At 66.5% G+C, this 26,256-nt stretch carries 30 protein-coding genes; 17 read left to right on the top strand and 13 right to left on the bottom strand.

From position 1 onward, the window contains the following. Positions 1-115 precede the first annotated feature (115 nt). On the bottom strand, positions 116-1,462 hold the full coding sequence (locus I6N91_RS15490; protein ID WP_198814035.1) for a nitrate/nitrite transporter: 1,347 nt from the start codon (positions 1,460-1,462) through the stop codon (positions 116-118). Between the two features lie 168 nt (positions 1,463-1,630). On the opposite strand from I6N91_RS15490, the gene I6N91_RS15485 reads away from it, so the two are divergent. From I6N91_RS15485 to I6N91_RS15460, 6 genes are all read left to right on the top strand, one after another. Continuing rightward, positions 1,631-2,227 (top strand): TetR/AcrR family transcriptional regulator, encoded by a 597-nt coding sequence (locus I6N91_RS15485; protein ID WP_198814033.1) that lies wholly within the window; start codon positions 1,631-1,633, stop codon positions 2,225-2,227. Next, on the top strand, positions 2,224-3,384 hold the full coding sequence (locus tag I6N91_RS15480) for a GDSL-type esterase/lipase family protein (RefSeq protein WP_198814031.1): 1,161 nt from the start codon (positions 2,224-2,226) through the stop codon (positions 3,382-3,384). Before I6N91_RS15485 ends, I6N91_RS15480 begins: the two co-directional genes overlap by 4 nt. A gap of 33 nt (positions 3,385-3,417) precedes the next feature. After that, complete coding sequence (locus tag I6N91_RS15475; RefSeq protein WP_307843386.1) at positions 3,418-4,176, top strand: hypothetical protein; 759 nt, start codon at positions 3,418-3,420, stop codon at positions 4,174-4,176. A 125-nt stretch (positions 4,177-4,301) separates the two neighbouring features. After that, positions 4,302-5,330: an ion channel gene (locus tag I6N91_RS15470; RefSeq protein WP_307843385.1), complete on the top strand. Its 1,029-nt coding sequence runs from the start codon at positions 4,302-4,304 to the stop codon at positions 5,328-5,330. 71 nt (positions 5,331-5,401) lie between these two features. After that, positions 5,402-5,725 carry a helix-turn-helix domain-containing protein gene (locus I6N91_RS15465; RefSeq protein ID WP_269823101.1) on the top strand — a complete coding sequence of 108 codons (324 nt, stop codon included), beginning with the start codon at positions 5,402-5,404 and terminating at the stop codon, positions 5,723-5,725. A gap of 137 nt (positions 5,726-5,862) precedes the next feature. Continuing rightward, a complete protein-coding gene (locus tag I6N91_RS15460; protein WP_198814027.1) occupies positions 5,863-6,336 on the top strand; it encodes a cupin domain-containing protein in 474 nt (157 codons plus the stop codon). A 53-nt stretch (positions 6,337-6,389) separates the two neighbouring features. On the opposite strand, the gene I6N91_RS15455 is transcribed toward I6N91_RS15460, so the two are convergent. Continuing rightward, positions 6,390-6,788: an MmcQ/YjbR family DNA-binding protein gene (locus tag I6N91_RS15455; RefSeq protein ID WP_198814025.1), complete on the bottom strand. Its 399-nt coding sequence runs from the start codon at positions 6,786-6,788 to the stop codon at positions 6,390-6,392. Positions 6,789-6,899: 111 nt separating this feature from the next. Here I6N91_RS15455 and I6N91_RS15450 point away from each other — a divergent pair, with 111 nt between their 5' ends. The 4 genes from I6N91_RS15450 to I6N91_RS15435 all read left to right on the top strand — a co-directional run bounded on the left by I6N91_RS15450 (position 6,900) and on the right by I6N91_RS15435 (position 10,240). Next, positions 6,900-8,183, top strand: coding sequence for a cyclopropane-fatty-acyl-phospholipid synthase family protein (locus I6N91_RS15450; protein WP_198814023.1), 1,284 nt, complete (start codon positions 6,900-6,902; stop codon positions 8,181-8,183). Positions 8,184-8,394: 211 nt separating this feature from the next. Beyond that, entirely contained in the window at positions 8,395-9,135 is a 741-nt protein-coding gene (locus I6N91_RS15445) for an alpha/beta fold hydrolase (RefSeq protein WP_198814022.1), read from the top strand. Positions 9,136-9,238: 103 nt separating this feature from the next. Next, on the top strand, positions 9,239-9,931 hold the full coding sequence (locus tag I6N91_RS15440) for an LmeA family phospholipid-binding protein (protein WP_198814021.1): 693 nt from the start codon (positions 9,239-9,241) through the stop codon (positions 9,929-9,931). Positions 9,932-10,051: 120 nt separating this feature from the next. Then, complete coding sequence (locus I6N91_RS15435; RefSeq protein WP_198814020.1) at positions 10,052-10,240, top strand: hypothetical protein; 189 nt, start codon at positions 10,052-10,054, stop codon at positions 10,238-10,240. Positions 10,241-10,265: 25 nt separating this feature from the next. Here the strand turns inward: I6N91_RS15435 and I6N91_RS15430 are convergent, their stop codons facing one another. Next, positions 10,266-10,934, bottom strand: coding sequence for a VOC family protein (locus I6N91_RS15430; RefSeq protein ID WP_269823100.1), 669 nt, complete (start codon positions 10,932-10,934; stop codon positions 10,266-10,268). Between the two features lie 185 nt (positions 10,935-11,119). Beyond that, positions 11,120-11,866 carry an SDR family oxidoreductase gene (locus I6N91_RS15425; protein WP_198814019.1) on the bottom strand — a complete coding sequence of 249 codons (747 nt, stop codon included), beginning with the start codon at positions 11,864-11,866 and terminating at the stop codon, positions 11,120-11,122. Positions 11,867-12,079: 213 nt separating this feature from the next. Between I6N91_RS15425 and I6N91_RS15420 the strand changes: the two genes are divergently transcribed. Further along, positions 12,080-12,679 carry a hypothetical protein gene (locus tag I6N91_RS15420; RefSeq protein WP_198814018.1) on the top strand — a complete coding sequence of 200 codons (600 nt, stop codon included), beginning with the start codon at positions 12,080-12,082 and terminating at the stop codon, positions 12,677-12,679. Between the two features lie 84 nt (positions 12,680-12,763). Here I6N91_RS15420 and I6N91_RS15415 read toward each other — a convergent pair whose 3' ends face one another. Next, positions 12,764-14,305, bottom strand: a complete 1,542-nt coding sequence (locus I6N91_RS15415) for an LTA synthase family protein (protein ID WP_198814017.1) — start codon at positions 14,303-14,305, stop codon at positions 12,764-12,766. Positions 14,306-14,667: 362 nt separating this feature from the next. On the opposite strand from I6N91_RS15415, the gene I6N91_RS15410 reads away from it, so the two are divergent. Both I6N91_RS15410 and I6N91_RS15405 read left to right on the top strand, forming a co-directional pair. Then, entirely contained in the window at positions 14,668-15,441 is a 774-nt protein-coding gene (locus I6N91_RS15410; RefSeq protein ID WP_198814015.1) for an isocitrate lyase/phosphoenolpyruvate mutase family protein, read from the top strand. Positions 15,442-15,487: 46 nt separating this feature from the next. Then, positions 15,488-15,754 carry a hypothetical protein gene (locus I6N91_RS15405; RefSeq protein WP_198814014.1) on the top strand — a complete coding sequence of 89 codons (267 nt, stop codon included), beginning with the start codon at positions 15,488-15,490 and terminating at the stop codon, positions 15,752-15,754. A gap of 62 nt (positions 15,755-15,816) precedes the next feature. Here I6N91_RS15405 and I6N91_RS15400 read toward each other — a convergent pair whose 3' ends face one another. After that, on the bottom strand, positions 15,817-16,362 hold the full coding sequence (locus tag I6N91_RS15400) for a hypothetical protein (RefSeq protein ID WP_198814013.1): 546 nt from the start codon (positions 16,360-16,362) through the stop codon (positions 15,817-15,819). 103 nt (positions 16,363-16,465) lie between these two features. Between I6N91_RS15400 and I6N91_RS15395 the strand changes: the two genes are divergently transcribed. From I6N91_RS15395 to I6N91_RS15385, 3 genes are read left to right on the top strand one after another with little or no spacing between them, the layout of a single operon-like run. Beyond that, positions 16,466-17,173, top strand: a complete 708-nt coding sequence (locus tag I6N91_RS15395) for a histidine phosphatase family protein (protein ID WP_198814012.1) — start codon at positions 16,466-16,468, stop codon at positions 17,171-17,173. A 9-nt stretch (positions 17,174-17,182) separates the two neighbouring features. Next, positions 17,183-17,737 carry a DUF3090 domain-containing protein gene (locus I6N91_RS15390; protein ID WP_198814011.1) on the top strand — a complete coding sequence of 185 codons (555 nt, stop codon included), beginning with the start codon at positions 17,183-17,185 and terminating at the stop codon, positions 17,735-17,737. Then, on the top strand, positions 17,737-18,504 hold the full coding sequence (locus I6N91_RS15385) for an SCO1664 family protein (RefSeq protein WP_198814010.1): 768 nt from the start codon (positions 17,737-17,739) through the stop codon (positions 18,502-18,504). The genes I6N91_RS15390 and I6N91_RS15385 overlap by 1 nt, the downstream gene beginning before the upstream one ends. Positions 18,505-18,578: 74 nt before the next feature. Here I6N91_RS15385 and I6N91_RS15380 read toward each other — a convergent pair whose 3' ends face one another. Then, entirely contained in the window at positions 18,579-19,472 is an 894-nt protein-coding gene (locus I6N91_RS15380; RefSeq protein WP_198814009.1) for a helix-turn-helix domain-containing protein, read from the bottom strand. Positions 19,473-19,646: 174 nt separating this feature from the next. On the opposite strand from I6N91_RS15380, the gene I6N91_RS15375 reads away from it, so the two are divergent. Next, complete coding sequence (locus I6N91_RS15375) at positions 19,647-20,690, top strand: NAD(P)-dependent alcohol dehydrogenase (RefSeq protein ID WP_198814008.1); 1,044 nt, start codon at positions 19,647-19,649, stop codon at positions 20,688-20,690. Positions 20,691-20,758: 68 nt separating this feature from the next. Here the strand turns inward: I6N91_RS15375 and I6N91_RS17255 are convergent, their stop codons facing one another. From I6N91_RS17255 to ppk2, 6 genes are all read right to left on the bottom strand, one after another. Beyond that, positions 20,759-21,886 (bottom strand): MFS transporter, encoded by a 1,128-nt coding sequence (locus tag I6N91_RS17255; RefSeq protein ID WP_233091924.1) that lies wholly within the window; start codon positions 21,884-21,886, stop codon positions 20,759-20,761. Positions 21,887-21,974: 88 nt separating this feature from the next. Beyond that, on the bottom strand, positions 21,975-22,871 hold the full coding sequence (locus tag I6N91_RS15365) for a dihydrodipicolinate synthase family protein (protein ID WP_198814007.1): 897 nt from the start codon (positions 22,869-22,871) through the stop codon (positions 21,975-21,977). Positions 22,872-22,957: 86 nt separating this feature from the next. Continuing rightward, entirely contained in the window at positions 22,958-23,848 is an 891-nt protein-coding gene (locus tag I6N91_RS15360) for a DMT family transporter (RefSeq protein WP_198814059.1), read from the bottom strand. 10 nt (positions 23,849-23,858) lie between these two features. Beyond that, positions 23,859-24,464 carry a cupin domain-containing protein gene (locus I6N91_RS15355; RefSeq protein WP_198814006.1) on the bottom strand — a complete coding sequence of 202 codons (606 nt, stop codon included), beginning with the start codon at positions 24,462-24,464 and terminating at the stop codon, positions 23,859-23,861. A 76-nt stretch (positions 24,465-24,540) separates the two neighbouring features. Next, the gene (locus I6N91_RS15350; protein ID WP_198814005.1) at positions 24,541-25,194 is read right to left on the bottom strand and encodes an HAD family phosphatase; all 654 of its coding nucleotides are present in this window, start codon (positions 25,192-25,194) and stop codon (positions 24,541-24,543) included. 60 nt (positions 25,195-25,254) lie between these two features. Then, a complete protein-coding gene (ppk2, locus tag I6N91_RS15345) occupies positions 25,255-26,127 on the bottom strand; it encodes a polyphosphate kinase 2 (RefSeq protein ID WP_307843384.1) in 873 nt (290 codons plus the stop codon). Positions 26,128-26,256 lie beyond the last annotated feature (129 nt).

The following is a 26,256-nucleotide window of genomic DNA, read 5'->3' as shown; positions in this document are numbered from 1 at the left end:
CACGTCTCCCCCTGGTTCCGCTGTCGCTGCGGCCTAGTCTGGCACGAGCGAAGTGGAGCCTGTAAGTACTGGTGTCCAGCCCGCGCTCGCCTCGCATGAATTCCCCCATGCCGACCTAGGCGGAATTGCCTTCATTGGTCCGTTCGGACCGGGTGGCACGCCGTCGTGCACGTTCCCGGGCAAGCGCCTCACGGAGCGGCGGCACGACAACGCCCTGCTCCGCCATCCGCCGCCGCACGGTGCGCCTGACGATCAGGATCGCCGCAGCTCCTGCCGCAAGGATCACGAGCTGGAAAGCCATCGCGATCCGGAACGAGCCAAGGGCATATAGGTCGCCCCCGGACACGCCCCGCGCGTACAGGACATCGAGAATCACCCCGATTCCGTACATCGCGACCAGGGAAGCGACGAATCCGCCGATGTTCACAATGCCCGTGGCCGTTCCCATCCGCGACGACGGGTTGAAGGTGCGCGCGAAGTCAAAGGCGATCATCGAACCGGGACCTCCAAGGGCCAGCGCCACGATGAGCAGTGTGAGCAGCCACAGGGGTGCCGGCCCGGACGCAAGCAGGACGGCGAGCCAGCAGCCGGCAATGCCGGACGCGATGGCCAGAACCATGGTGGAGCGGCGCAGGGGGTGCCGGGACACATAGAGTCCGAGCATCGGCCCCGACACAATGCCCACCGCGACGAACAGCGTCAGAAGCGCCGACGCCGCCACGGGGTCAACCCCTTCGGCCCGCACCAGATACGGGTAGCCCCAGATCAGCACGAAAACGGTCCCGGGAAACTGAACGGTGAAGTGGGACCACAGCCCGAGGCGGGTTCCGGGTTGGCGCCAGGCCTGCGCGAGGGAGATTCCCGTCTGGCGCAGCCCGGTCTTCGCCCGCGGCTGGCGCTGCGGGGCATCCCGGATGACGGCGACCGCGAGGACGACGGCGAGCGCGGACAAACCGGCGGCCGACAGGAACGCCGTGCTCCACCCGGCCGCGCCGAGCAGCGCGGCGAACGGCACCACCGACACAACCTGACCGAGCTGTCCGATGATGCCGGTGAACTGGGTCAGCACGGGGATCCTGCGGGACTCGAACCAGGCGGGAAGCAGGCGCAGCACCGAGATAAAGGTCAGTGCGTCGCCGGCGCCCACGAGCAGTCTTCCCGCGATCCCTCCGGCGACGGTCTCCGAGAGAGCAAGCTGCACCTGGCCCGAGGCCATCAGCACGGCCCCGGCGAGGATGAGCAGGCGCGGGCCGACCCGGTCGACCAGGACCCCGACAGGAATCTGCAGCGCGGCGTACACGAGCAGCTGCACAACGGTGAAGATGGAAAGGGCTGAGGCGCTGGCGGAGTAGCGTTCGGTCGCCTCAAGGCCAGCGACGCCGAAGCTCGTCCGCTGAGTGACGGCGATGAGGTAGGCGACCACTCCGGTCCCCCACACCAACCACGCCCGGCGTTCGCCCACCCCTCCATTATTAGTGCTAGGGCCAGAAGCCGGTCACCAGCGAAGCAAGTGATTGTTGTTACGTCTTTCCATCGACCATGTCGCTGCTTCCCTTCCGAGTCCGATGATCTGTCCGGACCGCCACCCTATGGTTAGTAGGCATCTGCCTATAGGGTATAGGCTGGTCTTATGCGTTCAGGTCTCACCACAAACACCGTCATCCTCCGCGCCGCTGACCTTTCTGACGAGTTGGGTTTCAATTCCCTGTCGATCTCTGCCGTTGCCCGCCGCCTGGGAGTGGCGGCGCCGAGTCTGTATTCCCACGTCCGGGACCTTCCAGCGCTTAGGGCGGGCGTTTCCGCGCTGGCCTTGGAGGAACTGTCGGACGCTATTTCGACCCGGATAGCCGGCAGAAGCGGGCGGGAAGCCCTGTTCGGCTTCGCCGAAGCACACCGGGTGTATGCGTCGCGGTCACCCGGGCGCTGGCAATCTCTGCAGCATCTCACCGCTGGCGGGATGGCCGGTTCCGCTGCGGTGGGACGCCTCGTTGCTCTGACCGAATCCGTGCTGCACCGGTACGCGCTGCGCCCCGAGTGGCAGGTGCATGCCACCCGGATGCTCGGAAGCTTCATCAACGGCTTCATCGCGCTAGCTGGGTCAGGCAGCTTCAGTCACCGTAGTCCCGAGCCGGAATCGTCATGGGACATTGCCATCGACGCTATGCACACCCTCTTTTCAAGTTGGCCATCCATTGATGGCCCTGACCCTGCAAGGAAGCTTCATTGATCAGCATCCCTCTCACCCCAGCTCATCTGCGCGGCGCGCAGGAAGTGGAAAGCACGCCCCGCGGTCTTCGTCCGCACCGCCTGCCGGCGTGGGTACGCACGCGGTTCCCGGACCCGCAGCTCATGATGATGGAGGCACAGCCTTCGGGAATCAGGGTGGTGGGGAAAACGTCCGCGGGTCATCTGGAACTTGTCACGCATCCGACGCGGCTTGCCTATCGCGGGGTTGATCGCCCGCGCGGTCACGTGGACCTCACCAGCAACGGCATCCTGATTGGAAGTGACGTTCTCTCCGGAGGCGATGTTACTGAAGTAGACCCGCAGACAGGGGCATCTACGTTTAGGTCAGGCGTCGCGCATGTCTCAGTCTTCTCGGACCTGCCTGAGGGCGACAAGCTGATTGAGCTGTGGCTGCCTCACAATGAGTCCGTCGAATTGGTGGAACTCCGGGCGGACGCTCCCGTTGCTGTGGTGGCTCCGGCCGGGCCGGTCTGGCTTCACCACGGCAGCTCCATCAGCCAGGGCTCGAACTCGAGCACTCCGACAGGGACCTGGCCGGCAGTCGCGGCGCGCGCAGGCGGAGCCCAGCTTCACAACCTCGGCTTCGGTGGAAGCGCACTTGCTGATCCTTTCGTCGCCCGGGTGATCCGTGACACCCCCGCTGATTTCATCAGCGTCAAGCTCGGCATCAACCTGGTGAATCTGGACGTGATGAGGATGAGGGCGTTCGAATCCGCGGTTCACGGGTTCCTCGATACGATCCGCGACGGTCACCCCGAAACACCACTCCTGCTCGTCTCTCCAATCTTCTGCGGCATCCACGAGGACACACCCGGCCCGGGAGCCATCGATCCTGCAAGCTTCGGCACATCTCAGATCCGGTTCATGGCGACCGGCGAGGAGGCTGATTCAGCCCAGGGCCGTCTGACTCTTCGCACCATCAGGGCCTGCCTGGCATCGATCGTTGAACGGAGATCGGAAGATGAAAACCTCCACTTCCTCGACGGCCTTCACCTTTACGGTCAGGACGACGCAATCGAGCAACCGCTGCCGGATGCGCTCCATCCCGATATGGCCACCCACGAGATGATCGGCGAACGGTTCGCCGCGTACGCATTCTCGCCCCTAGGGCCCTTCGCCCGCAGGGACGGTTCATGATTGAAGCATGGACCGCCACGCCCTCGCACAGCTGTGAACTCCAGCAAAACCCTCCGCCGCCGCACGCGGCCGATTGTGGGCGTGCTCCTGCTCGGGATCCTGCTCTCCGTGCTGGTACTTTTCGGACCCGGACTGCTCAGCGCCCTGCGCCTCGGGGACGGCCCGCTGCTGGCGGGCTCGGAGTGCCTGGTGCAAACCGCGGACGGAGCGATCGGGCTTGACCGGGAGGAGGCGAAGCTGGCGACGACGGCGGTGGCACTGCGGGCGCGCGGGGCGGAGGCCCCGGACACCTCAGGGATCGACGAAGCGGTGCTGCAGCGGCTGGCCGAGGGACCGTCCGGGGATGCCGGCCCCAGTCTGAGCTGCCGTGGCTCCGCCGCCGATGACTTGCCGGAACAGCAGCTGACTGCCGCTGGCCTGACGCCGCGCGCCGAGCAGGTGAGGACGGCGATGACCGAGGTGTTCGGTGAACAGAGCCTCGGCGGGTTCGTTCCAGGCGGCGTCGAGCAGGGGCACGGGGCGGACTCGACCCACTACGACGGGCGGGCCATCGACATCTTTTTCCGCCCGGTGAGTGAGGAGAACCGGCGTCAGGGGTGGATTCTCGCCCATTGGCTCGTCGCCCATGCCGAGGACCTCGATATCCAGTACGTCATCTTCGACGACCTATTCTGGAGCGCACATCTTCCCCGGGGCCGGTGGCACGACTATGACGCACCCGATCCCGGCAACGAAATCCTGCGCCACCTCGACCACGTCCATGTGGACGTACTCCGTGGAGGTGCCGGCTAAGGATTGGTCCGCGCCCGGCAGAGCCCGCCCAGCTCCCGCCGCGACACGCCCAGACGGCGTCCCCGCCCGGTAGTGGGGGTATGGTCAATCGGTATATGCCGGCAGGGAACGAAGGGAACGCAGGGGTGCCATTTGTACTATCCCGTCTGATCCGGCGGCTTGGACGTGCGCGCTTCTGGGTACTGCCGGCTTTCATCATCGCCGCTGTGTTCGTTACCAGCTGGCCTCTCATGGTGTGGGCCGAGCCCTCCAGCAACTCGATCACGTCGGTGAAGACGTACTGGTGGTGGTTTCTGGTCACCGCCGCCACTGTGGGATACGGCGATTTTTTCCCCACCACGGTCGGCGGCCGCCTCGTCGGGGTGTATGTCATCGTCGGCGGCATCGTGACGCTGACCACCTTGTTTACCAGAATCGCAACCGCGATCGACAATGCGAAGGGACAACGCATGAAAGGCCACCGGCATGTGGAGCTGTCGGATCACCTCGTGATCGTGGGCTACACCCCAGGACGAACCGAACGCCTGATTCAGGAAATCACGGCGGACGATGCCCGTCGGGTCGTCCTGTGCGCCGCGGAGGACGTGCGGGAAAATCCGATGCCCGAGCAGCACGGTCTGGATTTCGTCCGCGGTGATCTCGCCGAGGAAAGCGTTCTGCAGCGTGCCGGGGTGCACCGGGCCGCCCGTGTGCTCATCGACGCCCGCGACGACAATGAAGCGCTCGCCGTCACCGTCGCCGTCACGCATGTGAACCCCACCGCGCACACGGTCGTCACGCTGCGCGATATGGGCCGGGCCCGCAACTTCTCCTATGTCGACGCCAACGTCCGCTGCGTCCAGTGGCACTCGCCCCGCCTCGCCACCGAGGAGCTCGAAGATCCCGGGATCGCCGTCGTGTACGCCGACCTCATGAGCCACGGCGGCCGCAACACCTACAGCACGCGGCTGCCCGATGCGCTGCCGCCGGTGAACTTCGGACAGATTCAGGAAGTCCTGGGACGCAGCTTCACCACCACGGTGCTCGCCGTGCAGCACGAGGGCACCATCATCAATCCCGGCTGGGATACGCCGCTGCCCGAGAGCGCTGTCCTGTTCTACGTTGGCGAGCGCAGGCTCTCCGACGAGGAAATCCTCGGCGCCCTCGCACCGTAGCCCGCGGACGTCGCCCTCACAGATGACCGCCCCGCGCCCGACGGGCCGCGGAGCCCACGGGCTCCCTGGGCTTGCCGGTCATTGCCCCGCCGAGCGCCCAGAATCCACTGGGCTTCCGGTCCGCACAGCGGAGACGCCAAGCAGCTTCGCGCAAGTTCCATAAGGAGACCGGAACTCTACCTTTGCGCTGGCTGACCAGCCAGCGGATGGCCGGGGCGTGCCGTCTGCTCGAAACGACCGACCTGACTGTGCAGGCAGTTGCCGCCAAGACGGGCCTGGGAACGCCAGCCAATTTCCGCCTGCACTTCACGCGCGAGCTCAACACCACGCCCTCCAGCTACCGCCGCCTCTACCAGGGACGGAACCGGTCTGCGATTGCACTCCGGTCCTCCTGACCGCCTTGCCTCCGTAGGCTCTGGTCCGCCAGTTGACGCATCGAAGCCGCCGTTTACGCCTTCGCGCTGCTCCCGGCTGGGCCGTGATCGGCCGGGGCGCCTTGGCGATCCCGGGGCGAATGGGACAGAATGCGGTCATGGACATCACTGACAACGGCCCACAGCCCAACGCCTTTGACATCGAGAGCGCGACGACGGCGAACTCCGACTACCGCCGCGTCGCCTGGACCGGCAAGCACCTGCAGGTGACCCTCATGTCGATCGAACCCGGAGGTGCGATCGGCCTCGAGGTGCATCACGGCACCGACCAGTTTCTGCGCATCGATGCCGGGAAGGGCCGGGTGAAGATGGGGCCCTCGAAGGACGACCTGTCGTTCCAGCAGGACGTCGGGGACGGCTGGAGCATCCAGGTGCCCGCCGGCACCTGGCACGACGTCGAGAACACCGGGGACGAACCACTCCGCCTCTACACCATCTACGCGCCCACGCACCACGCGCAGGGCATCGTGCAGGCGACGCCGGAGGACGCCGAGAAGGACGAGGAACAGGGCCGCGACGAGCCGCCGGCGTGGGTCGAGGAAGTGGACGACAAGGGCGAAGAATCCGCCTGAGTCCTTCTTCATGAGCCGTCCGCGAAAGTTCGCTGGACGGCTCATGGCGTTTGTCAGGGCGTGCCGGTCGACCAGCCCAGTCCCTCCCGGTCCGCCGCGGGCAGGGATGCGACGATCAGGTCGTAGGAGTCCTCGATCATGTCGTGCACGGTGCCCGCGGGCAGGCTTCCGTCGAGCCTCACTCCGTTCCAGTGCCTCTTATTCAGGTGCCAGGCTCCGGTGATCTCGCGGTGCGCCGCGCGGAGCTGGACGGCAAGCGCCGGATCGCACTTCAAGGAAATGGACAGCGGGCGGGCGTCGACGCCGACCAAGGCGAAGATCTTCCCAGGCACCGGTCTCCTGTCCTGCTGCCGGATCCTGACACGGAACACCGCGGTCTCCGGGCCGAAGGGGTAGTCCTCATAGGCGCCGGGGAAGGACAGGCACGAGGCGCGGAGCCAGTCGAAGTCCATGCGACCACCCTAACCGTGCCTCCTTCGGCGTGACCAGCAAGGGCCGGGTGCGGGATGTCCGCCGCCGAACTGCCTCTGGCTCCCCCGGACGAGTCGTAGTAGACAGGGGGCATGACGAAGAGGACCGGAGTGGCACCCCGCCTGGCCGAAGCCCTGGGCATCGTGCTTGGCACCCAGGAGATCCCGCTGAGGCTCCGGGCCTGGGACGGTTCGGAAGCCGGGCCCTCCGGTGCGCCCGTGATCGAGTTCCGTTCCCGGCGGGGGCTTCGGCGGATGCTGTGGTCGCCAAACCAGCTCGGGCTGAGCCGTGCATATGTGGCCGGCGACATCGACGGACCCGGCGACCTCTTTGAGAGCTTCTCCGTGCTCAGCTCGGTGGGCAAGTTCGCCGAACTGAAGGCGTTCCGCCCTCTCACTTTGGGTGAGCGTTCCTCACTTCTCCGGGCAGCAGTCCGGGTAGGTGCGCTCGGACGTCCGCCTGCACCGCCGCCGGAGGAAATGAACGTCACCCGGTTCGGAAGAAAGCACTCCAAGAAGCGTGACGCCGCGGCGATCTCCTCCCACTACGACGTCGGCAATGACTTCTATGCGCTGGTGCTCGGACCGTCAATGGTCTACTCGTGCGCAGTCTGGGAGGACGGAAGCACGGACCTGGACGCGGCACAGGAGGCGAAGCTCGACCTGGTCTGCCGAAAACTCGCCCTTCGGCCCGGTATGCGGGTGCTCGACGTGGGCTGCGGCTGGGGCAGTTTTGCGCTGCACGCCGCACGGAACTACGGAGTCGACGTCGTCGGCGTCACGCTCTCCAAAGAGCAGGCGGCCCTCGGGCGGAAGCGGGCCGCCGACGCCGGGCTCGCCGACCTCGTCGAGATCCGGGTCCAGGATTACCGCGATGTCACCGATGGTCCATTCGACGCTATCAGCTCGATCGGCATGGCCGAACATGTCGGCCGGGAGCAGATCGGGAACTACGCGTCCCACCTCTACGGCCTGCTGCGTCCCGGCGGGCGACTGCTCAACCACGCGATTTCGTGGAACGCCGGCGACATGCCGCCGGATCCGGACTCCTTCATCCCCCGTTACGTCTTTCCCGACGGCGAGATGCTCAGCCTCACCGTCATGCTCGGGGCGCTCGAGTCGGCCGGCCTTGAAGTGCTCGACGTCGAAGCGCTGCGCCTGCACTATGGGCTGACGCTGCGCGCTTGGGTGCGCAACCTTGAGGAGAACTGGGACGAAGCGGTACGGCTCACAAGCGAGGGGCGGGCCCGGGTGTGGCGGTTGTACATGGCGGCGAGCGCGCTCGGCTTCGAGCGCGGGCTGAACGGCGTCAACCAAGTGCTGGCGCAACGCCCGGGCGGCGGAAACCCACCACTGCGGCTGCGCGAATGGACCTAGGCGTCAGTTAGAACACCGACGTCACGAGCTCAGTGAGGCCGGCGCGCCCGGTGCCGCCTGAAGTTCATCTGCCGTCCTCATACCTTGACGCCTGCTTGAGCGCGTCTTCACATTTTCCGGCCACCATTGAAGGTGGGGGCTAATTAATCCCTGGACCGGTTGCAGCCTGAGCACAAGCGAGGGCAGCCCGACCTCATTCAAAGGAGACAACATGACGCAGTCCACCCCCGATTCGGCCGCTGGCCCCACAGTGGTCCTGATCCATGGCGCCTTCGCCGACAGTTCCAGCTGGAACGGCGTCGTCGAGCGGCTCCTGGCCGCCGGCGTCCCGGTGACAGCTGTCAGCAATCCACTCCGCGGCATCTCCCACGACGCGGCGTACGCCGCCAGCGCCATCCGGCAGATCCCCGGACCGGTGCTCGCCGTCGGGCACTCCTATGGAGGAGCGGTCATCACCAATGCCTCTCCCCAGACCGACAACGTCGTCGGTCTGGTCTATGTCGCGGCCTTCGCCCCCGATGAGGGCGAAACCCTCGAGGGCATCGAGAACGGCTCCACCGACAGCGTCCTCAACACCGCACTGATCCCCACTCAGTATCCCGTGGGGCAGGACTTCGAGACAGCAGTCGAGCTTACTGTTGACCCCGCCAAGTTCCATGACGCCTTTGCCGCCGATGTGTCCGTGAAGGAGGCTGCGGTGATGGCCGCCACGCAGCGCCCCGTCGCCGCCGCCGCCTTCGGCGAGCCGACCGGAACGCCCGCCTGGAAGACCCTGCCGTCCTGGGCCGTCGTCCCGACCGGAGACAAGGCCGCCGGCAGCGACGTGCTGCGTTCCATGGCGCAGCGGGCTCAAGCGACGATCACCGAGACCGAGGGTTCGCACGTCATCATGGTGTCCCAGCCCCAGATCGTCACCGACGTCATTCTGCAGGCACTGGAGGGCGTCCGATAATTCAGGCCTAGCGGCGCACCGCGAACTCCGGGCAATGTGACCTTCGGCGTGTCCGACCAGCGGGGGTATCGCTCCTCAGGCGGTGAGCCATCAGACTGTCCTCATGGAGTGGAAGCGTGCGAAGGACTGGCTGATCGGTGCTGTGGGGATGGTCCTCGCCCTGGGCGTTGCGCTCGTCGTCCTCTGGTGGGCGGCAAGCGACCCGGCCAACGGGAACGAAGCGGAGCCTGTGCCGTCGCCCACACAGGGCACCGGGCGCCCGACGGATGCCGTGCCCCCTGACGGGCTGCGCGAGGACGAGGTGTGGCTCGCCGACCTTGACCTCGACGCCGGGACGGTGATGACGGCGGGGTCGTTGCTCCACGACGTCCGGGCGGTCGGCCAGGACGTGGTCTCGCGTCCCGAGGGGCTTGTCGCCGGCCGGCTCACCGTGGATGCGACGGTGCCGTTCGAGGTCGTCGCCCAGGAGCTTGGCGGCGGGTCGGTGATCCGGGCCGCCGACGGCGGCCAGGCCACCGTGGTCCGCACGGTCGAGGCCCTCGGCCGCGAACTGCGCGTCACCGCCACCGGAACCGTCGATGTTGAGGAGGGCAGGCTCGTTGTCGACCCGCGGTCGATCGACATCGGCGGACCGGACTTCCTCTCGGATGCCACCGCCGCCGTCGTGCGCAGGTTCGTGACTATTGAGCACGACATCGAGGGCCTGCCGGAGGGCCTCGTACTCCAGGACGTCGTGGTCCGGGTCGACGGGTTCCGTGCCAACCTCCGGGGCGAGGACATCGAGCTCGCCCCCTGAGGTGTGCTCGCCCTGAAATATTCTTCCAAGATCCTGCGCGATTCGGGAGAATGGTCCCCCGGCGACCCGCGCTGCGGCTCCCGTCAACCATCAGCGACCAACGTTTGGGAAGGACCACCAATGGACGTGTCGACACTGACCTCACTTCTCCATGAGGCCGAGGAACACCACGGCAAGTACGAAGCGAACTCCGCTCCTCATGCCTGGCCAGACTGGTACGCAGCGTTTATCGTCTCGCGCGAGCAGGGCCGCACCCCGGAACAGGCGTACGACGACGCCGTCCAGCACCTCGAGGGAGGAGCGCAGTAACCACCCCCGGGTGGCCTCCCTGATCCTATGACGTCTGTTCTTCGCCGCTCTGCTGCCGTGCGAGGTACGAGGCGTACCACTGCGCCCAGTTCGGGTCCTCCTGGGTATTGCGCTTCTCCAGGTCCTGGTAGGCCGCGGCGGCGCGCTCGAGCGCCTGTGCGAGGTCGGCGGGCGAGCCGAACGTGGTCCCGCCTTGGACGCGGCCCGGGAACCGCTGAGTGATCTCCTGCAGGATCCAGCTGTTTCCGTCCGGATCACTGAACGAGACGAATGACCCATACGTACCCCGGTCGGGGTGGGGTCCCGGAACGGGCTCGTCGTTGCCTGGAAACCTGCACGCGTAGCCGGACTCGCAGTGGAAGACCTCGCTGGCATCAACACCGCGGGAGACGAGGTCGCGGCGTGCTGCTTCGATGTCGGTGACGATCAGGTGCGTGCCCTGAGCGGAACCAGGCTCGGCCAGCGTGACCTGCCTGCCGAACTGGACCGAGCATCCGGAGCCGGGGGGTGTGTATTGAAGGCTACGGAAGTTCCCGTCGACGCGCTCACCGTCGAGTCTCCACCCCAGGCTGTCGTAGAACTCCTTGGCGCGGTCGACGTCGGCAACCGGTATAACGATCACCTCCAGCTTCATGTCCACCGCGACGCTCGGAGCGGCGGCCTCGGTGCTGGTATCGGATTCTGTCGGGTTCACGTTGGCCTCCCTTGTCGTACCCTCTCAGGTCAGCCTTAGGGTGGCACCGTGGAGCACCCGGCGCAAGGGTCCCCCGCTGGTATTACGTGCCGGGAACGCCTGCTCGCGGTCGCAGCTCTGCGAGCGCCCGGGCACGTCCTAAGCGTCCGAGCGTCGACGGGGTCGATCTCTCGAGGACACCGGAATCAACCGTCGGCGAGGAGGGCGTCGGCCCGGCGGGGCGCAAGACGGTGCAGGAGAAGAAAAGCCCTGGCCTTTCCCACGTGGATTTCGGAGCGGTCAGCACGCAGGCCGGCGAGGATTTCGCGGGCGGCCTGCTCGGCGCTGATCTTGCCGGTGCCGCGGCCGGCGTTCATGGGAGTATCGACGAGGGGCAGGACGACGTCGACGGCGTTGATGCCGGGAGCGTCCACGGCGAGCTGGTAGCGCAAAGCCTTTGTGAAGGTGCGCAGCCCGGCCTTGGCCGCTCCGTACACCGCCGCGCTGCGCTTGGGGGAAACAGCGAGGCCTGAACTGATGTTCACGACGGCGGCACTCGGTGCCTTCATCAGGTGGGGCAGGCTGAGGGCGGTGAGCTGAATCGGAGCGGTCAGGTCGGTGCGCAACTCGAGCTCGACCTCGGTGAGCACCTCGGCCACCGGCCGGGTGGCCAGGTGATAGTTGAGTTGAATTCCGGCATTGTTCACCAGCAGCGAGAGTCCGCCCAGCTGCGCGAGCGCGGCATCGACCATCCGCGGCAAATCCTCCGCGCGGGCGAGGTCAGCCGCCAGCGTCCGGAGCCCGGGAATCTGCGTCGCGGCCACGTCGAGGCGTCCCTCGTCCCGGCCGGTGATGAGCACATCACCGCCTGCGGCGACCAGCTGGCGGGCCAGTTCCAGCCCCACGCCCGAGCCGCCGCCCGTGAGAAGTACCTTGAGTCCCTGGAGCTCCATGAGGAATCCGTTCTGTCCCGCGGACGATGATGGTCTTCGACGCGGTACGGCTCATTTCGGGTGTCACTCCACGTTCCAGGCCATTGTGCCATTCGACGGGGAAACCCCGACCACGGTGCGGCAGGATCTGCGGCCTGCCCGGGCGCCACTGGGATAGGCTCGATCGCAACCGGATCGCGCATCGATCCCGACTGCAGGGGGCGGGGAAATACCTTGGATCTATTGGGCGGCATCAGCCTCGACGTACTCCGCATCCTTCCGTGGGTCGCGGCCATCGTCTTCGCGCTCGCGGCCGGCCTCTGGCGTCCGCGGAAGCTTCATTGGACCGCGCTTGCCTCAGTCCTCCTCTTCGCGGCACTCAATGCGGGTGCCGCCATTTACGTCCTGAATCATTTCGACGATCCGCGCTGGTCTTCAGGGGAAGACCCGTCGCTGAGCGCCCCCTCGCTCTCGGAGACGCCCATCGTGGGTGAGTATCTGGGCCCCCTGGATTCCACTCTGGATGGCGTGATCGGCGGGGTAAACCAGTTCCTCGCGTTCAAGCAGGCGCTTCCCGTCGCACTGGACTTCCTTGCCGCGTCCGGCTGGGCCCTGCTGGCGTCGTTCCCTCTTGCCATTCTCGCCGCCGGCATCGGCTTTACGATGGCCCGGCGCCGGACGGCTGCCTTCGATCGGTACCGCGCCGACGTCGACCTGCTCAAGAAAGAGGTTGAGCAGCTCAAACGGCAGATGTCGTCGGGGCACTCCGGCGCCACCGCACTGCCTTCAGGGCACGCGGACAGCGAGGTACTGCCCAGACGCACGCGGAGCTAAGCATTCAGGGGGTCTGCTGACGTCGGCGCGTGACGGGACTTCGCGGCCGGAAGGGCCGCGCTTCGCCGTCGGGCAGGTAAAGCACTACCGGGCGTTTCTGCCGGCCCAGGCCTCCGTGTAGAACAGCGGGGAACGCGACTCCAGCAGTTCACCATAGGCGTCCGGTTTCATCCCCTGAGCCGAGCCCTCCGGGACCGCCATGACGAAGGCGGACACGCCCAGCCCGGCCTCCTGATCCTTCAGGGTCAGCCCGGCGGCTTCAAGCAGAGTGGGGTAAAGGTTGAGCTGATCGATGCGGGGGCGCAGCGCGCCGTCCGTGTCCCCGCCCGGAATCCAGATCCGGTTGAAGATGGTGCGGTTGGGGTGGTTGTCCAACTGCTCGTGAAAGGCGTCATTCGCGCCCATGTGCTTGAGGTGGTCGCCCATGATCACCACGGCGGTGTCGTCGAGGTAGCCCTTCTCCTTCATATGCTCAACGAACCCTGCCACCTGGGTCATGGAGCAGGAGAACACAGAGGTGACCTCCTCCTGGGTGTCCACGTCGCAGTAGTCGAAGATGTACGCCGGCTCGTGGGTGTCAAGCGTCAGCACGGTGAGGTTGAACGGCTCACCGGTCCTCTCCGCTTCGGCGTGCAGCCCGTCGATCTCGTCCTTGGCGTAGGCCATCAGGCGTTCATCGCTCAGGCCCCAGTCGCTGCGAAAGTTCTTCTCCGGTTCGCCGGCGGCGCGCCAGTCGGAGAGATCCTTCTGCTCGGCGTAGCCATGGCTGCTGAGGAAGGTGCCCTTCGCGGCGAAGGCGGCGTTGGCGCCGCCCAGGAAGACGCTGGTGTAGCCGTGCTCATCCAGGACATCACCCATACAGGTGAGCCCTCCCAGGTAGGTGTCGAGACCGCCGCCGAGGTCGTTGCCCGCGGCGGAGCCGACGCCCTTCAGCGGAACGCCGCACTGCGTCGCGACCAGACCCGACATGGTCCAGCCTCCACCCTTGTACTGCTGGAAGTCATCGACGCTCTGCCAGCCGTCCGCGGCCTTGGTCGCCTCCTTTAAAGGAGCGAACGCGTCCTTCTCAAAGAGCCGGTCGTTGGCGAGGGTGGCCTCACCGGACTCGAGGTAGATCACCACCAGGTTGCGCTTGTCGTCGTCGTTAGTGACGACCGGCTTCACGTAGTAGTCGCCGATGTCGTATTTGGAGTTCGCTGCCCGGATGTAGTCCCCCAGGCCCACCGTGGTGGCGAAGGCCGTGGTGCCGCCGACGACGACCGTAGCCACCAGAGCGGTGGAGACGGTGTGCATCATCCACTGACGGCGACGAGGACGGTCGCCGTCGCCGTTGCGGCGGCGCCTGCGGCGGCGGAGGGACTGCCAAATCGCGACTCCGACGGTAAGGAGGAGGGGTACGACGCCGATTCCCAGGATTCCGGTCCACACGATGGGTCCGCCCCCGCCGTCGGTTTCCACGGAGACGAGATTCAGGAGCATCTGACCCACGGAAATCTCGCCCCAGTACATGCGGATGCCGGCGGAGGCGATGAACAGCGCGAGTCCGGCCCAGATCAGGACGTAGACAACGATGCGGCCCACAACGACGCCGACCCGTCGGGTCACGTGAAGAATCCGGTCAGACATCGCTACACCTCGCATTCCAACTACCGGGGCGTTCGACAAACAACCCGTTTCTGGGCCGATCGAAGCCTAGTGCCGCTACCCTACCCGTTCAACAGTCGTTCACCCGTTGGTAACGGGCCGTACACCGCAGCATGTGGTGGTTCAACGCCCAGGTGCCGGGAATCGTTCGGCGGCAGTGCGAGACAGCGGTGGAATTGCCGCGTTGCATAATGGGTCGAGCGGAAGTCCGCTCCCTGTCACGATGCGGAGAGCTCCGGAAGGGCGTGAGGTGAGGTGATCGTTTCTGATCCATATTTTGGGCGGGGCCACTTTCTTTGCCTTTCGGCACATTTCGGATGTGGCGTTGCAGCGGAGGTGATCCTTTGACATTCCTGGATCTCCACCACGGCACCTCACCGCTCATTCTTCCCAACGCCTGGGACGTCGGCTCTGCGCTGATGTTCCGGCAGGAGGGTTTCCCCGCGATCGGCACCACGAGCTTCGGCCTCGCTGCACGCGACGGGCACGCCGATGCCCGGCGCTCCGTCCAGGACAGCACTGAACGCCTGGTCCATCAACTCCTGAACCTGGGCTGCTACGTTTCGGCGGATTTTGAGGATGGATTCTCCGATTCACCAGCCACCGTCGCCCATTACGTCGACAGGCTGAAGGCGCATGGGATCAATATTGAGGACAGCACCGGGGGAAGCCTCATCGATCCCGACCTGCACGCAGCGAAAATCGCGTCGATCAAGGAGAGAAGTCCGGGCGTTTTCGTCAATGCACGGATAGACACCTACTGGCTCGGTAAGCAGGCCACAGTCGAGTCCACCCTGGAACGGGCCCACCGGTACGTCGGGGCAGGTGCAGATGGAATCTTTGTTCCGGGCGTTCTCACACCCGCCGAAATTCGGGCGTTCACCGAGGCAATCCCTGCCCCATTGAACGTACTGACCAGTACCGTCCACACCTCAGCCGAGCTCGGCGAGATGGGAGTGCGACGGATCAGTACGGGCTCCCTGCCGTACCGGGCAGCCCTGGATGCGGCTCTGCGCGTCGCCACGGACGCGCGGGACGGAAGACCGGCAACGCGAGCGACACCCTATGCCGCCATCCAAGGTCTGCTCGAGGAATTCGAGCAGACGACACACCACTGATGCTGAGGAGCCGCAACGCCCTGGCTCGCTTCCAGTCGTCGGTTCATTGCAGACGTTGCAGGGGCTGGTTAGGCTCGGCGGTCAAAGCCGCCGACCAGGGAAGGAGACTCCGATCAGAATCTTTCTGGCCATTGCCGGGAGTCTACTGGTCGCCGCAGGAATCCTGAGCCTCATCCTCGACAACTGGGACGTGCTGATTGGCATGACAGTTGCGCTAGCCATGATTGCCGTTGGTGAATGTGCCGCCGAGTGGACCTACAGGCACTCCGAGGAGGCCGAAAAGCAGCGCGATGGTTTCGTCCAATCCCCATGAGCACCACTCATGGCCCGGTACCGCGCATCAGGCCCATCTGGTGTCTGCGTGCGAGCGCGGTCTCAGCCCCAGTATTCTGCCTGCGGGCAGAGGTCTTCGAGTCTCTCAAAGTCGTAGGTATCGATCTCCGAGTACGGGCTCCAGCCGCCATCCATGTCGATGAAGGCCTGGAGTGAGGGCATGTCGGGGGCTTCGTATCCTTGCTTCGCCAGACAGTCCGATGATTCCATGACGGCTGAAAACATTTCCGACCACTGCTCACCGGTAAACGTTGCCGGGTCCGGGAGCAGGCCCTCCCCGCATTCCTCCGCGTCCTTCCGGTACAGGTCCAGCTGCTCTTCGGACACGGACGAAGATGAGATCGAGATTGCGCCGTCATCGGTGATGGAGACCTCCCAACCCCGGTCGCGCAGACAGGCACTCTGGCGGCTGGTTGCGTCTTCCGCCGAGGTTGCGTGGGAGGTGGGTTCCCGTGGCTCCTCGCCGGAGCAGCCGGTGAGCAAAGCAAGGACAGCCGCCGCCAGAAGCGACCCCACCCGATGAACCAGGGTTAGCGGGCGGCGCGGCCCCGTTGTGTCCTCACGTTCAAAGCCCCCCACGGTCTTCATGCGAGCAACCTAACATGCGATTCAGGTCGGCGTCAGGAAAGATTGTGGAGGCCCTCCCCCACGTCAGGCGTCTCGCCGTCGAGCGGATGGTTAGGCTGGGTGGATGGCCACAGTTATTCTCGTGCGGCACGGCCGCACCACCGCCAATGCCACCGGGCTGCTAGCCGGCCGAGCTGCCGGCGTCGAACTGGATCAGATCGGGCGCGACCAGGCGACCCTGACCGGTGACCGGCTCGCAGCCGTGCCCGTCGTCGGGGTGGTGTCCAGCCCCCTCGAGCGTTGTCGGCAGACCGCCCAGTTCATCCTGGATCGCCAGGCCGGCACCCCGCACGCACCAGTCGATCCCGACCTCACGGAATGCGATTACGGCCAGTGGCAGGGACGGATGCTCAGCGATCTCGCGACCGAGGATCTGTGGTCGGTGGTGCAGTCGCAACCGTCCGCCGTCACCTTTCCCGGCGGTGAATCCATGGCCGCGATGCAGGCCCGGTCCGTGGCAGCGATTCGACGACACGATGCAGCCTTCGAAGCCGAGCACGGGCCAGGCGCCGTGTGGGTGGCGGTAAGTCACGGCGACATCATCAAGTCGATCCTTGCGGACGCGCTCGGCATGCACCTCGACCTGTTCCAGCGCATCACGGTCGGTCCGGCCTCGGTGTCAATCGTGCGCTACGGCACGAGCCGGCCGAACGTCTACGCCACAAACACCGACGCCGGAGATCTGTCCTGGCTGGCGAACAGCGCCCCCTCCGGCGATGCACCGGTGGGCGGTGGTGCAGGGCACACGGCGCCACCGGCTTCCTCAGCCTAAAATAGGTCTATGCCTACAATCGTTCACGAGTTCCCCTGGCCTGACCGGGTCGTCATCGGCACCATCGGCGCACCGGGGGAACGAACGTTCTACCTGCAGGCGCGCACCGGGAAGCAGATCGTGAGTATCGCCCTGGAGAAGCAGCAATCCGCACAGCTCGCGGAGAAGATCGACGAAATCCTCGATCAGCTTGGCACCCTCGACGGCAACCCATTCAGCGTTCCCGCAAGTACCCCCATCGAACTTGTCGACAATGACCAGCTCGACGCCGTCGAGGAGCAGTTTCGGACCGGCGCCATGAGTCTGGGGTGGGACCCGACGACGGCGCAGATCGTCGTCGAGGCCTACCCTCTGGCCGATCTCGAAGCCGATGACGACGCCGAAACGCTCGATGACGACGACGCCGACGGGTCCGAAGTGCTGCGGGTGCGGATGCCGGTCGGCACGGCCCGAGCGTTCGCCAAGCGCACCCGCGAGGTCGTGGGTGCGGGGCGTCCGATCTGTCCGCTCTGCGGCTACCCGATGGACGCCGACGGGCATACCTGCACACTTCCCGAGGACTGATGTCGGCACCCGACCTGGTCGCCGCCGAGCTGACGCTCACCGGCCGCATCACGACGGCGTCGAACGCCACCTTTCTGGGCAGCATCGGCGGCACCGCGGTCGTCTATAAGCCGGTAGCAGGCGAGAGCCCGTTGTGGGACTTTCCCGACGGCACCCTGGCTCAGCGGGAGGTGGCTGCCTACCTCGTCTCCCAGGTGCTCGGCTGGAACGTCGTGCCGAAGACCTGGCTGCGCGATGGTCCGCTCGGCGAAGGAATGGTGCAGCTCTGGCAGGAACAGGACCCCGCCCAAAACGCCGTCGACCTGGTCGCCACGGACAAGGTGCCCGAGACCGGATGGAAGCCCGTTCTCGAGGGCCAGGATGAGGACGGACGAATGGTCGCCCTCGTTCACGAAGACTCGCCGGCGCTGAGACGCATGGCCGTGTTCGACGTCGTCGTTAACAACGCCGACCGCAAGGGCGCCCACATCCTCGCCATGACCGACGGACACCGGCACGGCGTGGACCACGGACTCACCTTTCACAGCGACCACAAGCTGCGCACGGTGCTGTGGGGCTGGCTGGGGGACGCGCTGACCGCCGATGAACTCGACGGCATCGACCGGATCAGCGAAGGACTCCAGGGTGAGCTGGGCCGCAGCCTGGCGGACCTGCTTACCGAAGAAGAAATCGCTGCACTCGCCGCGCGCTGCGACCGGTTGCGCCGGGCGGCGCGGTTTCCGGCTCCGAGCGGTGGCATGCCGGCGGTTCCCTGGCCGCTGTTCTAGCGGAGTGTTGCCCTGGCCGGGCAGATCGTGTCCGGTGGATTTCATTGATTCCGGTGGTCGACCAGCTGTCGCGGCTAGTTCTTCGTTTCCGCTGTCTGCTGGACCGGGGCCGCCCAGCTTGCGAGGAGTTGCAGCCGCTCTTCGTGGGTTGTGCCGGGTTCGGCGGTATAGACGCTGAGGCTGTGGACCGCCCGCGGAAAGGTGGGCAGGGTCAGGGACTGATAGGTCAGTTCCAGCTCCCCTGCCACGGGGTGCCGCAGCCGCTTGACCCCCTCGTGGCGGAAGCGGATGTCATGGGAGGCCCACAGAGTGCCGAACTCGGGGCTCAGGGTGGACAGTTCTCCCACCAGCTCACGCAGGGACCTGTTATTGGGGTCCCGGCCGGCTTCGGCTCGAAGCAGTGCTGCGGTCGCCGCGGCCCCAGCCTCCCAGTTGACGACGAAGTCCCGGGCGGCAGGCTCAAGGAAGTGGAATCGCGCGAAGTTCGCCTGCCCGTTGGCCGTGGTGGATGCGCTGGTGAACATCGGGGCGTGGAGCGCCCGGCCCAGGGGGTTGCTGGCGACGACGTCGAGCCGGCCGTTACACACGAACGCGGCCGAGAGCGTCATCGAGTCCAGCAGCCACTGCACCGACGGCGCCACGCCGGCTTCCGCCCGGCGGGGTGCCCGGCGCGCTGGGCGGGCGGCCCGCGCCAGCTCGAAGAGGTACAGGCACTCCTCATCGTCCAACTGCAGCGCGCGGCAGACGGCCTTGAGGACGTCGTCGGACACGCCGCTGATGTTGCGCTTCTCCAGCCGCGCGTACCACTCGGTGCTCACACCGGCGAGAACCGCAACCTCCTCGCGGCGGAGTCCCGGAACGCGCCGCCGACTGCCGGCCGGCAGGCCGACCTGCTCGGGGCGGAGTTTCGCGCGGCGGCTGGCCAGGAAGTCCCGGATGTCGGCGCGGTTGTCGGGCTGCTTGTCCATGAAATCCACGATAGCCCTCCGTCCTGCGGGCTGAGGGGTAGAACCTGTCCCCCCGATAAAGGCAGCCTTCTTCGCGCGGGGGAAACAGGGTCCAATTGATAGAAACGGCACCGAGGATATGCCGATGCGCCCCCGGGACGGCGCCGTTCAAGCCCAGCTTTCTTAGGAGAAACCATGATTTCCGTTACTGCTTATGCAGCGCCTTCAGCGACCGAAGGCCTGATCCCCACCACCATCGAACGCCGCGCCGTCGGCCCACACGACGTGCTCATCGAGATCAAGTTCGCCGGTATCTGCCACTCGGACATCCACACCGTCCGCGGCGAGTGGGGGCCGCAGCAGTACCCGCTGGTCCCCGGCCACGAGATCGCCGGAATCGTCACCGAAGTGGGCCCGGAGGTCACCAAACACGCCGTCGGCGACCGGGTCGGTGTTGGCTGCATGGTTAACTCGTGCCGGGAGTGCGTGAATTGCCGGAAGGGCGAGGAACAGTACTGCCTCGCCGGGTCCATCGGCACCTACGGCGTGGTGGACCGCGACGGGACCATCACCCAGGGCGGTTACTCCACGCACGTCGTGGTGACCGAAGACTTCGTCGTCAGCATCCCCGAAGGGATCAGCCTCGACGCTGCTGCCCCGCTGCTGTGCGCGGGCATCACCACCTACTCGCCGCTGCGCCACTGGGGTGCCGGCCCCGGCCGCAAGGTCGCCGTCGTCGGGCTCGGCGGCCTCGGCCACATGGCGGTCAAGCTCGCCGACGCCATGGGGGCGGAGGTCACCGTGCTTTCCCAGTCGCTGAAGAAGCAGGAGGACGGCCTGAAACTGGGCGCCGACCACTACTACGCCACCAGCGATGAGAACACCTTCACGGACCTGGCCGGGTCCTTCGACCTGATCATCAATACGGTCAGCGCCCCACTCGATATCAGCGCCTATCTTCAGTTGCTGGCCCTCGACGGCGCCCTGGTGAACGTCGGAGCCCCGGCCGAACCGCTCCCCGTCAACGCGTTCTCCCTCATCATGGGCCGCCGCTCCTTCGCCGGCTCGATGATCGGTGGTATCCGTGAGACCCAGGAAATGCTCGACTTCTGCGCCGAGCACGGACTCGGTGCGGAGATCGAGGTCATTCCGGCGGACAGAATCAATGACGCCTACGAACGCGTCCTCGCCTCCGACGTGCGGTACCGGTTCGTCATCGACACATCGACCCTGGCCTAGCAGGAACCCGGGACAGTGGCCCGTGCCCCGTCCCCCGGAAGCGCGGGCCGACTCGGCCTTGCGCAGCGCTAACGGGGTGGCTGGTCGCCCGACCGGGACCGATCGAGCATGCTGATGGCTGCGGCCCCGACGGTCGCCGCCGAAGCAAGGCCCAGCGGAACCCAGGAACCGAACGTGATGAGGGCGCCTGCGGCCGCAGTCCCGGCCGAGCCCGCAGCGATCTTGAGTGCGCCGACCCAGATGAAGACCTGACCGCGCGCGGCCCGCGGGGCATATTCGCTGCGGCCAGCGAGCGTTGCGGCGAAGAACAGCGCATTCGCGGTCCCGGTGAGGCAGAACGCCGCGAGGGACGCCTCGAAGGTGGGGGTGAGCAGAGTGAGGGTGAGCATCGCCGCCACGAGGAGAGCCAGGGAGCTCATGAGGCGGTCGGCATCCCTGCGAAGCGGGCGGATCATGAGGGCCCCAGATCCCAGGAGGTTCCCTATTCCATATGCCGCGACCAGGGCGCCAGCGGCCGGGGGCGTGTCGAGCGTGGCAGCGGCCGCGCTGATCGGCAGTGCCGCCACCGAGAAGGCTACGGTGACGGTGAGCAAGAGGGTACGGCGCAGCGGGCCGGAATGCCACATCAGGCGCAGGGTCCGTACAGGCCCCGGCACGTCGGCGCCCCTAACGGGTGGCTCCTGCCTGGGCAGCGCGAGGATGCCACCTGCTCCGAGGACTGCGGCCGAGGCGAGGAGGAGGGTTGCGGTGAGCGGATCGGCCGCTGCAGCGATCCAGGCGACGGCGGCGGGGCCTAGGGTTCCGGCCAGCCCATAACTTGCCACGTCCCAGCTCTGCGCCCTGCGCTGGCTCCTCAGCTCCGGACCGGCGATGGCGGGCAGGCGGCTGCTGATTCCACCGGTGAGCATTGGTCCGAAGAGGCCCGAGGCGAAGAGCAACAGGGCCGGCAGGGCCCCGGCGCCGAGCAGCACCCCGTGGAGGACCGCGGACAGCGCGATGAGCTTCCTGCCGTCGTCAGCGGTGTCGAGGCGCCTGGCGATGAACGGACCGAGCAGGTGCGGTGCGGTGATCGAGGCACCGAGGACGCCGGCCAGCCATCCCGGCAGCCCGCAGTCGAGGGCGAGGAGCACGATGGCGACGACCGCACCGCCGTCGGCGCCGCGCACGAGTGTCGCGGCGACGACGTAGCGGGCCAATGCCGCGGTCCGGCGGTCCCTGGGGTGGCGGGATCCGGTGCGGGTTCGTCCTAGGTGGTGACTGCCGGGGCCGGGGGCGGTTCCGGGCTCAGCCGTCGAGTCGGAGTTCACGGATCACCCCGGCCACGCGCGCCCGCTGCCGGTCGTTCAGCCCCTGCATGGGCAGCGGAAGGCTGTTCTCCGACACCAGCCCCAGCTCTTCCGCGATGGCGGGCACTACGCGGATGCTGCCGCCGTATTCGCTGAAAAGCTGCCACAGCGGGGCGAGGCGCTCGGATTCGGCGGCGGCGTCGTCGTTCCGTCCCTCCTGGGCGGCCCGGGTCAGGCGCAGGGCCGGGGCGGGCAGCGTGCCGCCGACGACCGAGTACCAGGCATCGCATCCGGCGGCCAGTCCCGCGGCAGCTGCGGCGTCCCCCGACACCCCGACCGTCACGTGGGCAGGGATAGCCGACCGGATCTCCCGGACGCGTGCCCGGGCCGATTCCGGATCCGATGGTACGGCCGGGATCTTGATCGAGGCGATCCCGGGCAGCTGGGCGATGCGCCCGTAGAGACCGGTTGAAAAGGTGAAGTGGGTAGTGCCGGGGTTGTCGTAGACAATGACGGGCAACGGCGAGTGCTCGGTCACCGCCCGGTAAAGGCCGAACACCTCGTCCTCGGTGAGGGGCTGGTAGGTCATCGGCGCCAGCAGGAGGGCGGATGCTCCGGCCTGTTCGGCTCGATCGGCGTGGCGAAGAACCTGCGAGGTCCGCATCGCCCCGATCCCGACAAAGACCGGGACCGGCCCGGCATGCTCCACCGCCAGGCGGGTGACGCGGGCGCGCTCGTCGGTGCTGAGGTAGGCGTAGGACCCGGTGGAACCTAGTGCAGTGATGGAGTCGACCCGTGCTTCCCGAAGCCGTGCCACGAGGCGGACAAAGGCGGCTTCGTCCACGGCGTCATGGGCGAGCGGGGTGAGCGGGAAGGCGCTGAGGCCTGTGAACATTTTCGGTGCTCCGTTTCTGGGAGGACTGGGCTGCCAGCGCCCGCCGGAAAGGCGGTGGCTGCCTGGAGTGGGCGCCGGGCGCCCGGTCAGCCGGGGAGGTCGGCGGGGCGGACGGTTGATGGGTGCTGGGTGGAGCGGCGTCCTCCCCGCTGCGCCAGGGCGCCGGCGAAGACGACCAGGAGGATGCCGAGCAGTTGGACAGGAGAGGGCTGCTGGCGCAGGACGATCAACCCGAGGAGCAGCCCGATCGCCGGCTCAAGCGCCATCAGGGTACCGAAGGCGGTGGCCGTCATCCGCCGTAGGGCGAGCATTTCGAGTGCGAACGGCAGCACCGGCAGCAGGAGGGCTAAACCCGCGGCGGCGGCAAGGACCTCGAGGCTCAGGTGCCCCGCCGCCTGGGGAATCCCGACGACGGCGGCGGTCACCGCGGCGATGGGGATGGTGAGTGAGAGGGACGAGATGCCGCTGAAACGGTCTCCGACGCGTTGGCTGAGCACGATGTAGAGCGCCCAGCCGACGGCGGCGAGTCCTGCGAAGAGGATGCCAAGGGGATTCACCTCACCGCGCCAGGGTTCGGTCAGCAGCACGACGCCGCCCAGGGCGAGGATCGGCCAGATCAGCGCCCGGGAAGTGTGGCTGCGCACGGCGGCGACGGTCAACGGGCCGAGGAATTCGATGGCAACCGCGGTACCCAGGGGAATGTATTCGAGGGCGGCAAGGAATCCGACCGTCATGAGCCCCGTCATGATGCCCAGTCCGAGCAGAACCGGAACATCACGGCGGCGCACCCGGCGCAGGGGCGGACGGGCAAGGAGTATGAAGATCACGGCCCCCATACTGAGCCTGAGCCAAGCGGTGCCCGCCGGCCCGATGGACCCGATCAGGGGCACCGACAGCGCAGACCCGAGCTGGACCGACATCATCGCCGCCACGGCGAGCCCCCACGGCGGAACGGGGCCCCGTGCGCGGGAGTTCATGACCACCTGCTCAGCCATTCAGGGCCTCCGGCTTGTGCCCGAGCCCGACGCCGGGCTCGAAGACCGCCAGGGTGAATCGGGCCGCCCGCCCGCCGGGGTTCGTGTAGGAATGGTCGACATCTCCGGGGAAGGTCATGGCATCACCGTCGGCGAGGACCGCTGTCTGGTCGGCGACTCGAATGGTAATCGACCCCTCCCGGACCTGCAGGAGCTCCTTCGTGCCGGCCGAGTGCGCCTCACTCCGGTGGGACTCTCCGGGCTCCAGCGTCCAGTCCCATAGTTCGACCACGTCCGGTTTTCCGGTCCCCGCGACAAGCACCCCGCGCCCGCCTGAGTCGCCCGTCCAGAGGGCGGCGCCGTCCCCGCTGCGCGTGATTTTCACCGGCTTCGGCCGGGGTGGCTCCACCAGTGCCGGCAGGCCGAGGCCGAGCGCATCGCTGATCCGCAGCAGGGTGCCGACACTGGCGTTGGCCAGCCCCTGCTCCACGTTGACCAGCATCCGGCGGCTCACCCCGGCCGCCTCCGCGAGCTGGTCGAGCGTCAACCGCCGCGTCTGCCGCTCTGTTCGAACGCGCTCACCGATCGCCGAGGCCAGCGACGTCGTACCTTCATCCATCAGTGCATCATAGTGCACTTTCCGTGCACTGCGAGGGGAACGTCATCTTTTCCCGGTCGGGGTCAGATTGAGAGGTTCACAAGTGGGTCGTCAGATCTGCGTCGAGTGTTGCCCGCGGATTGTGAGAGTGCCGCACGCCGACCGTGAACGCGCCGAGCTTCCGCCCCAGCGCCAGGTAGGTGTCGCTGTCTTCCAGGACAACGCATGGGGGAATGCAGAGATCACGGAAGAGTGCTTCCTTGTCGCGTCCCGGAGCCCGGCGGGCTACCGTGACGAAAGGCTGCAGGTTCCAGCCTGCAAGCAGGGCGGCGATCAGGTCCGGATCACCATTGGAAACGACGACCTGCTCGTCGGCGACTCCATCGAGCTCGGGCATCAACCGCGAAGCCAGCCACGAGGGTTTCAAGCTAACTTGGGCGAGGGCAGCGACAACTTTTCCCCGCTCGCGGTGTAGGTTCGGGACTTCGGATACCTCAGCTGGGAACCCCTGCGAGATGAGGCGCTCCCATATCCACTGCTCGGTGTGCCCCACAAGTTCGGCGAAGAAGTCTGGGGCGAACCCGTAGCTTCGGCGCTCCGCCAACTCGCGGTAGCTGGCTTCATGCAGGGGCTCAGTGTGACCGACCACGCCGTCGAAGTCCCAAATGACCCGCGATCCGGCCGCTTCTCGCAGCAACGCTGTTATCAAGGATGCTGCTTCTTCCGCGTCCGGCATGTGCCACTCCCCCACCCGTCGATTCCTTACCCCGGGACAACGAGCCCTCGTCGCAGCAGTCGACGGTTGATCCACTCAGCGGGACTTATGCTTGGCGGAATCCTTTTTCTTGCCCTTCGGCGCTTTTTTCGACTTTTCGATCTCGTAGCGCTGGGGCACGAACCGCTGGCGGTCCAACGGCGGTCGCTCATAAGTCCGGTTCTGACGATCGGGCAACTCGATGTCCGGCAAGTCCGGCTGCTCGTAAGGCAACAGCGACAGCAGATGGGCCATCAGGTTGAGCCGGGCCTCCTTCTTATTGTCAGCGTCCACCACCCACCACGGGCTGCGCTCGGTGTCACTGAACTCAAACATCTTGTCCTTGGCCTCGGCGTAATCGACCCAGCGGGACTGCGCCTCAAGGTCCATGGGGCTCAGCTTCCAGCGCTTGGCCGGATTATCGATGCGGCTCTGGAATCGACGGCGCTGCTCGGAGTCGGAAAGACTCAGCCAGTACTTCACCAAGACGATCCCATCGGAGATCAAAGCCTCCTCGAGCATGGGCACCGTGTCGACGAAGTCGGCATACTGTTTGTCAGTGCAGAAGCCCATCACCCGCTCCACCCCGGCCCGGTTGTACCAGGAACGGTCGAACAGCACCATTTCCCCGGCCGCCGGCAGATGGGCGATGTAGCGCTGAAAGTACCACTGCGACCGCTCGCGCTCGGTCGGCGCCGGGAGTGCAACAACCCGGCAGGAGCGCGGGTTGAGCGCACCGCTGATGCGTTGGATCGTTCCGCCCTTACCGGCCGTGTCGCGTCCTTCGAAGATAACCACCAGCCGCGTCCCGGTTTTGCGCACCCACTCCTGACAGGCGACCAGTTCTTCCTGCAACCGCAGCAATTCCTTCTCATAGTCCTTCTTGGACAGGACCTGGGAGCTTGCCTCATCGGGCGATTTCTTGACCACACCTCACATCCTGCACCAGACTCGAGCATTCAGGGAGGTGCTTCCCCCTGTCCGGGCCGAAGGAATACGAGAATTTGACATTTTCGGAGAACCGTTCGCGCAGATTCTCGAAGCTTGTTATGACGCCCT

The organism is Arthrobacter sp. MSA 4-2 (assembly GCF_016405885.1).
Taxonomy (GTDB): domain Bacteria; phylum Actinomycetota; class Actinomycetes; order Actinomycetales; family Micrococcaceae; genus Arthrobacter_D.
This window is presented reverse-complemented; position numbering and strand designations above follow the sequence as displayed.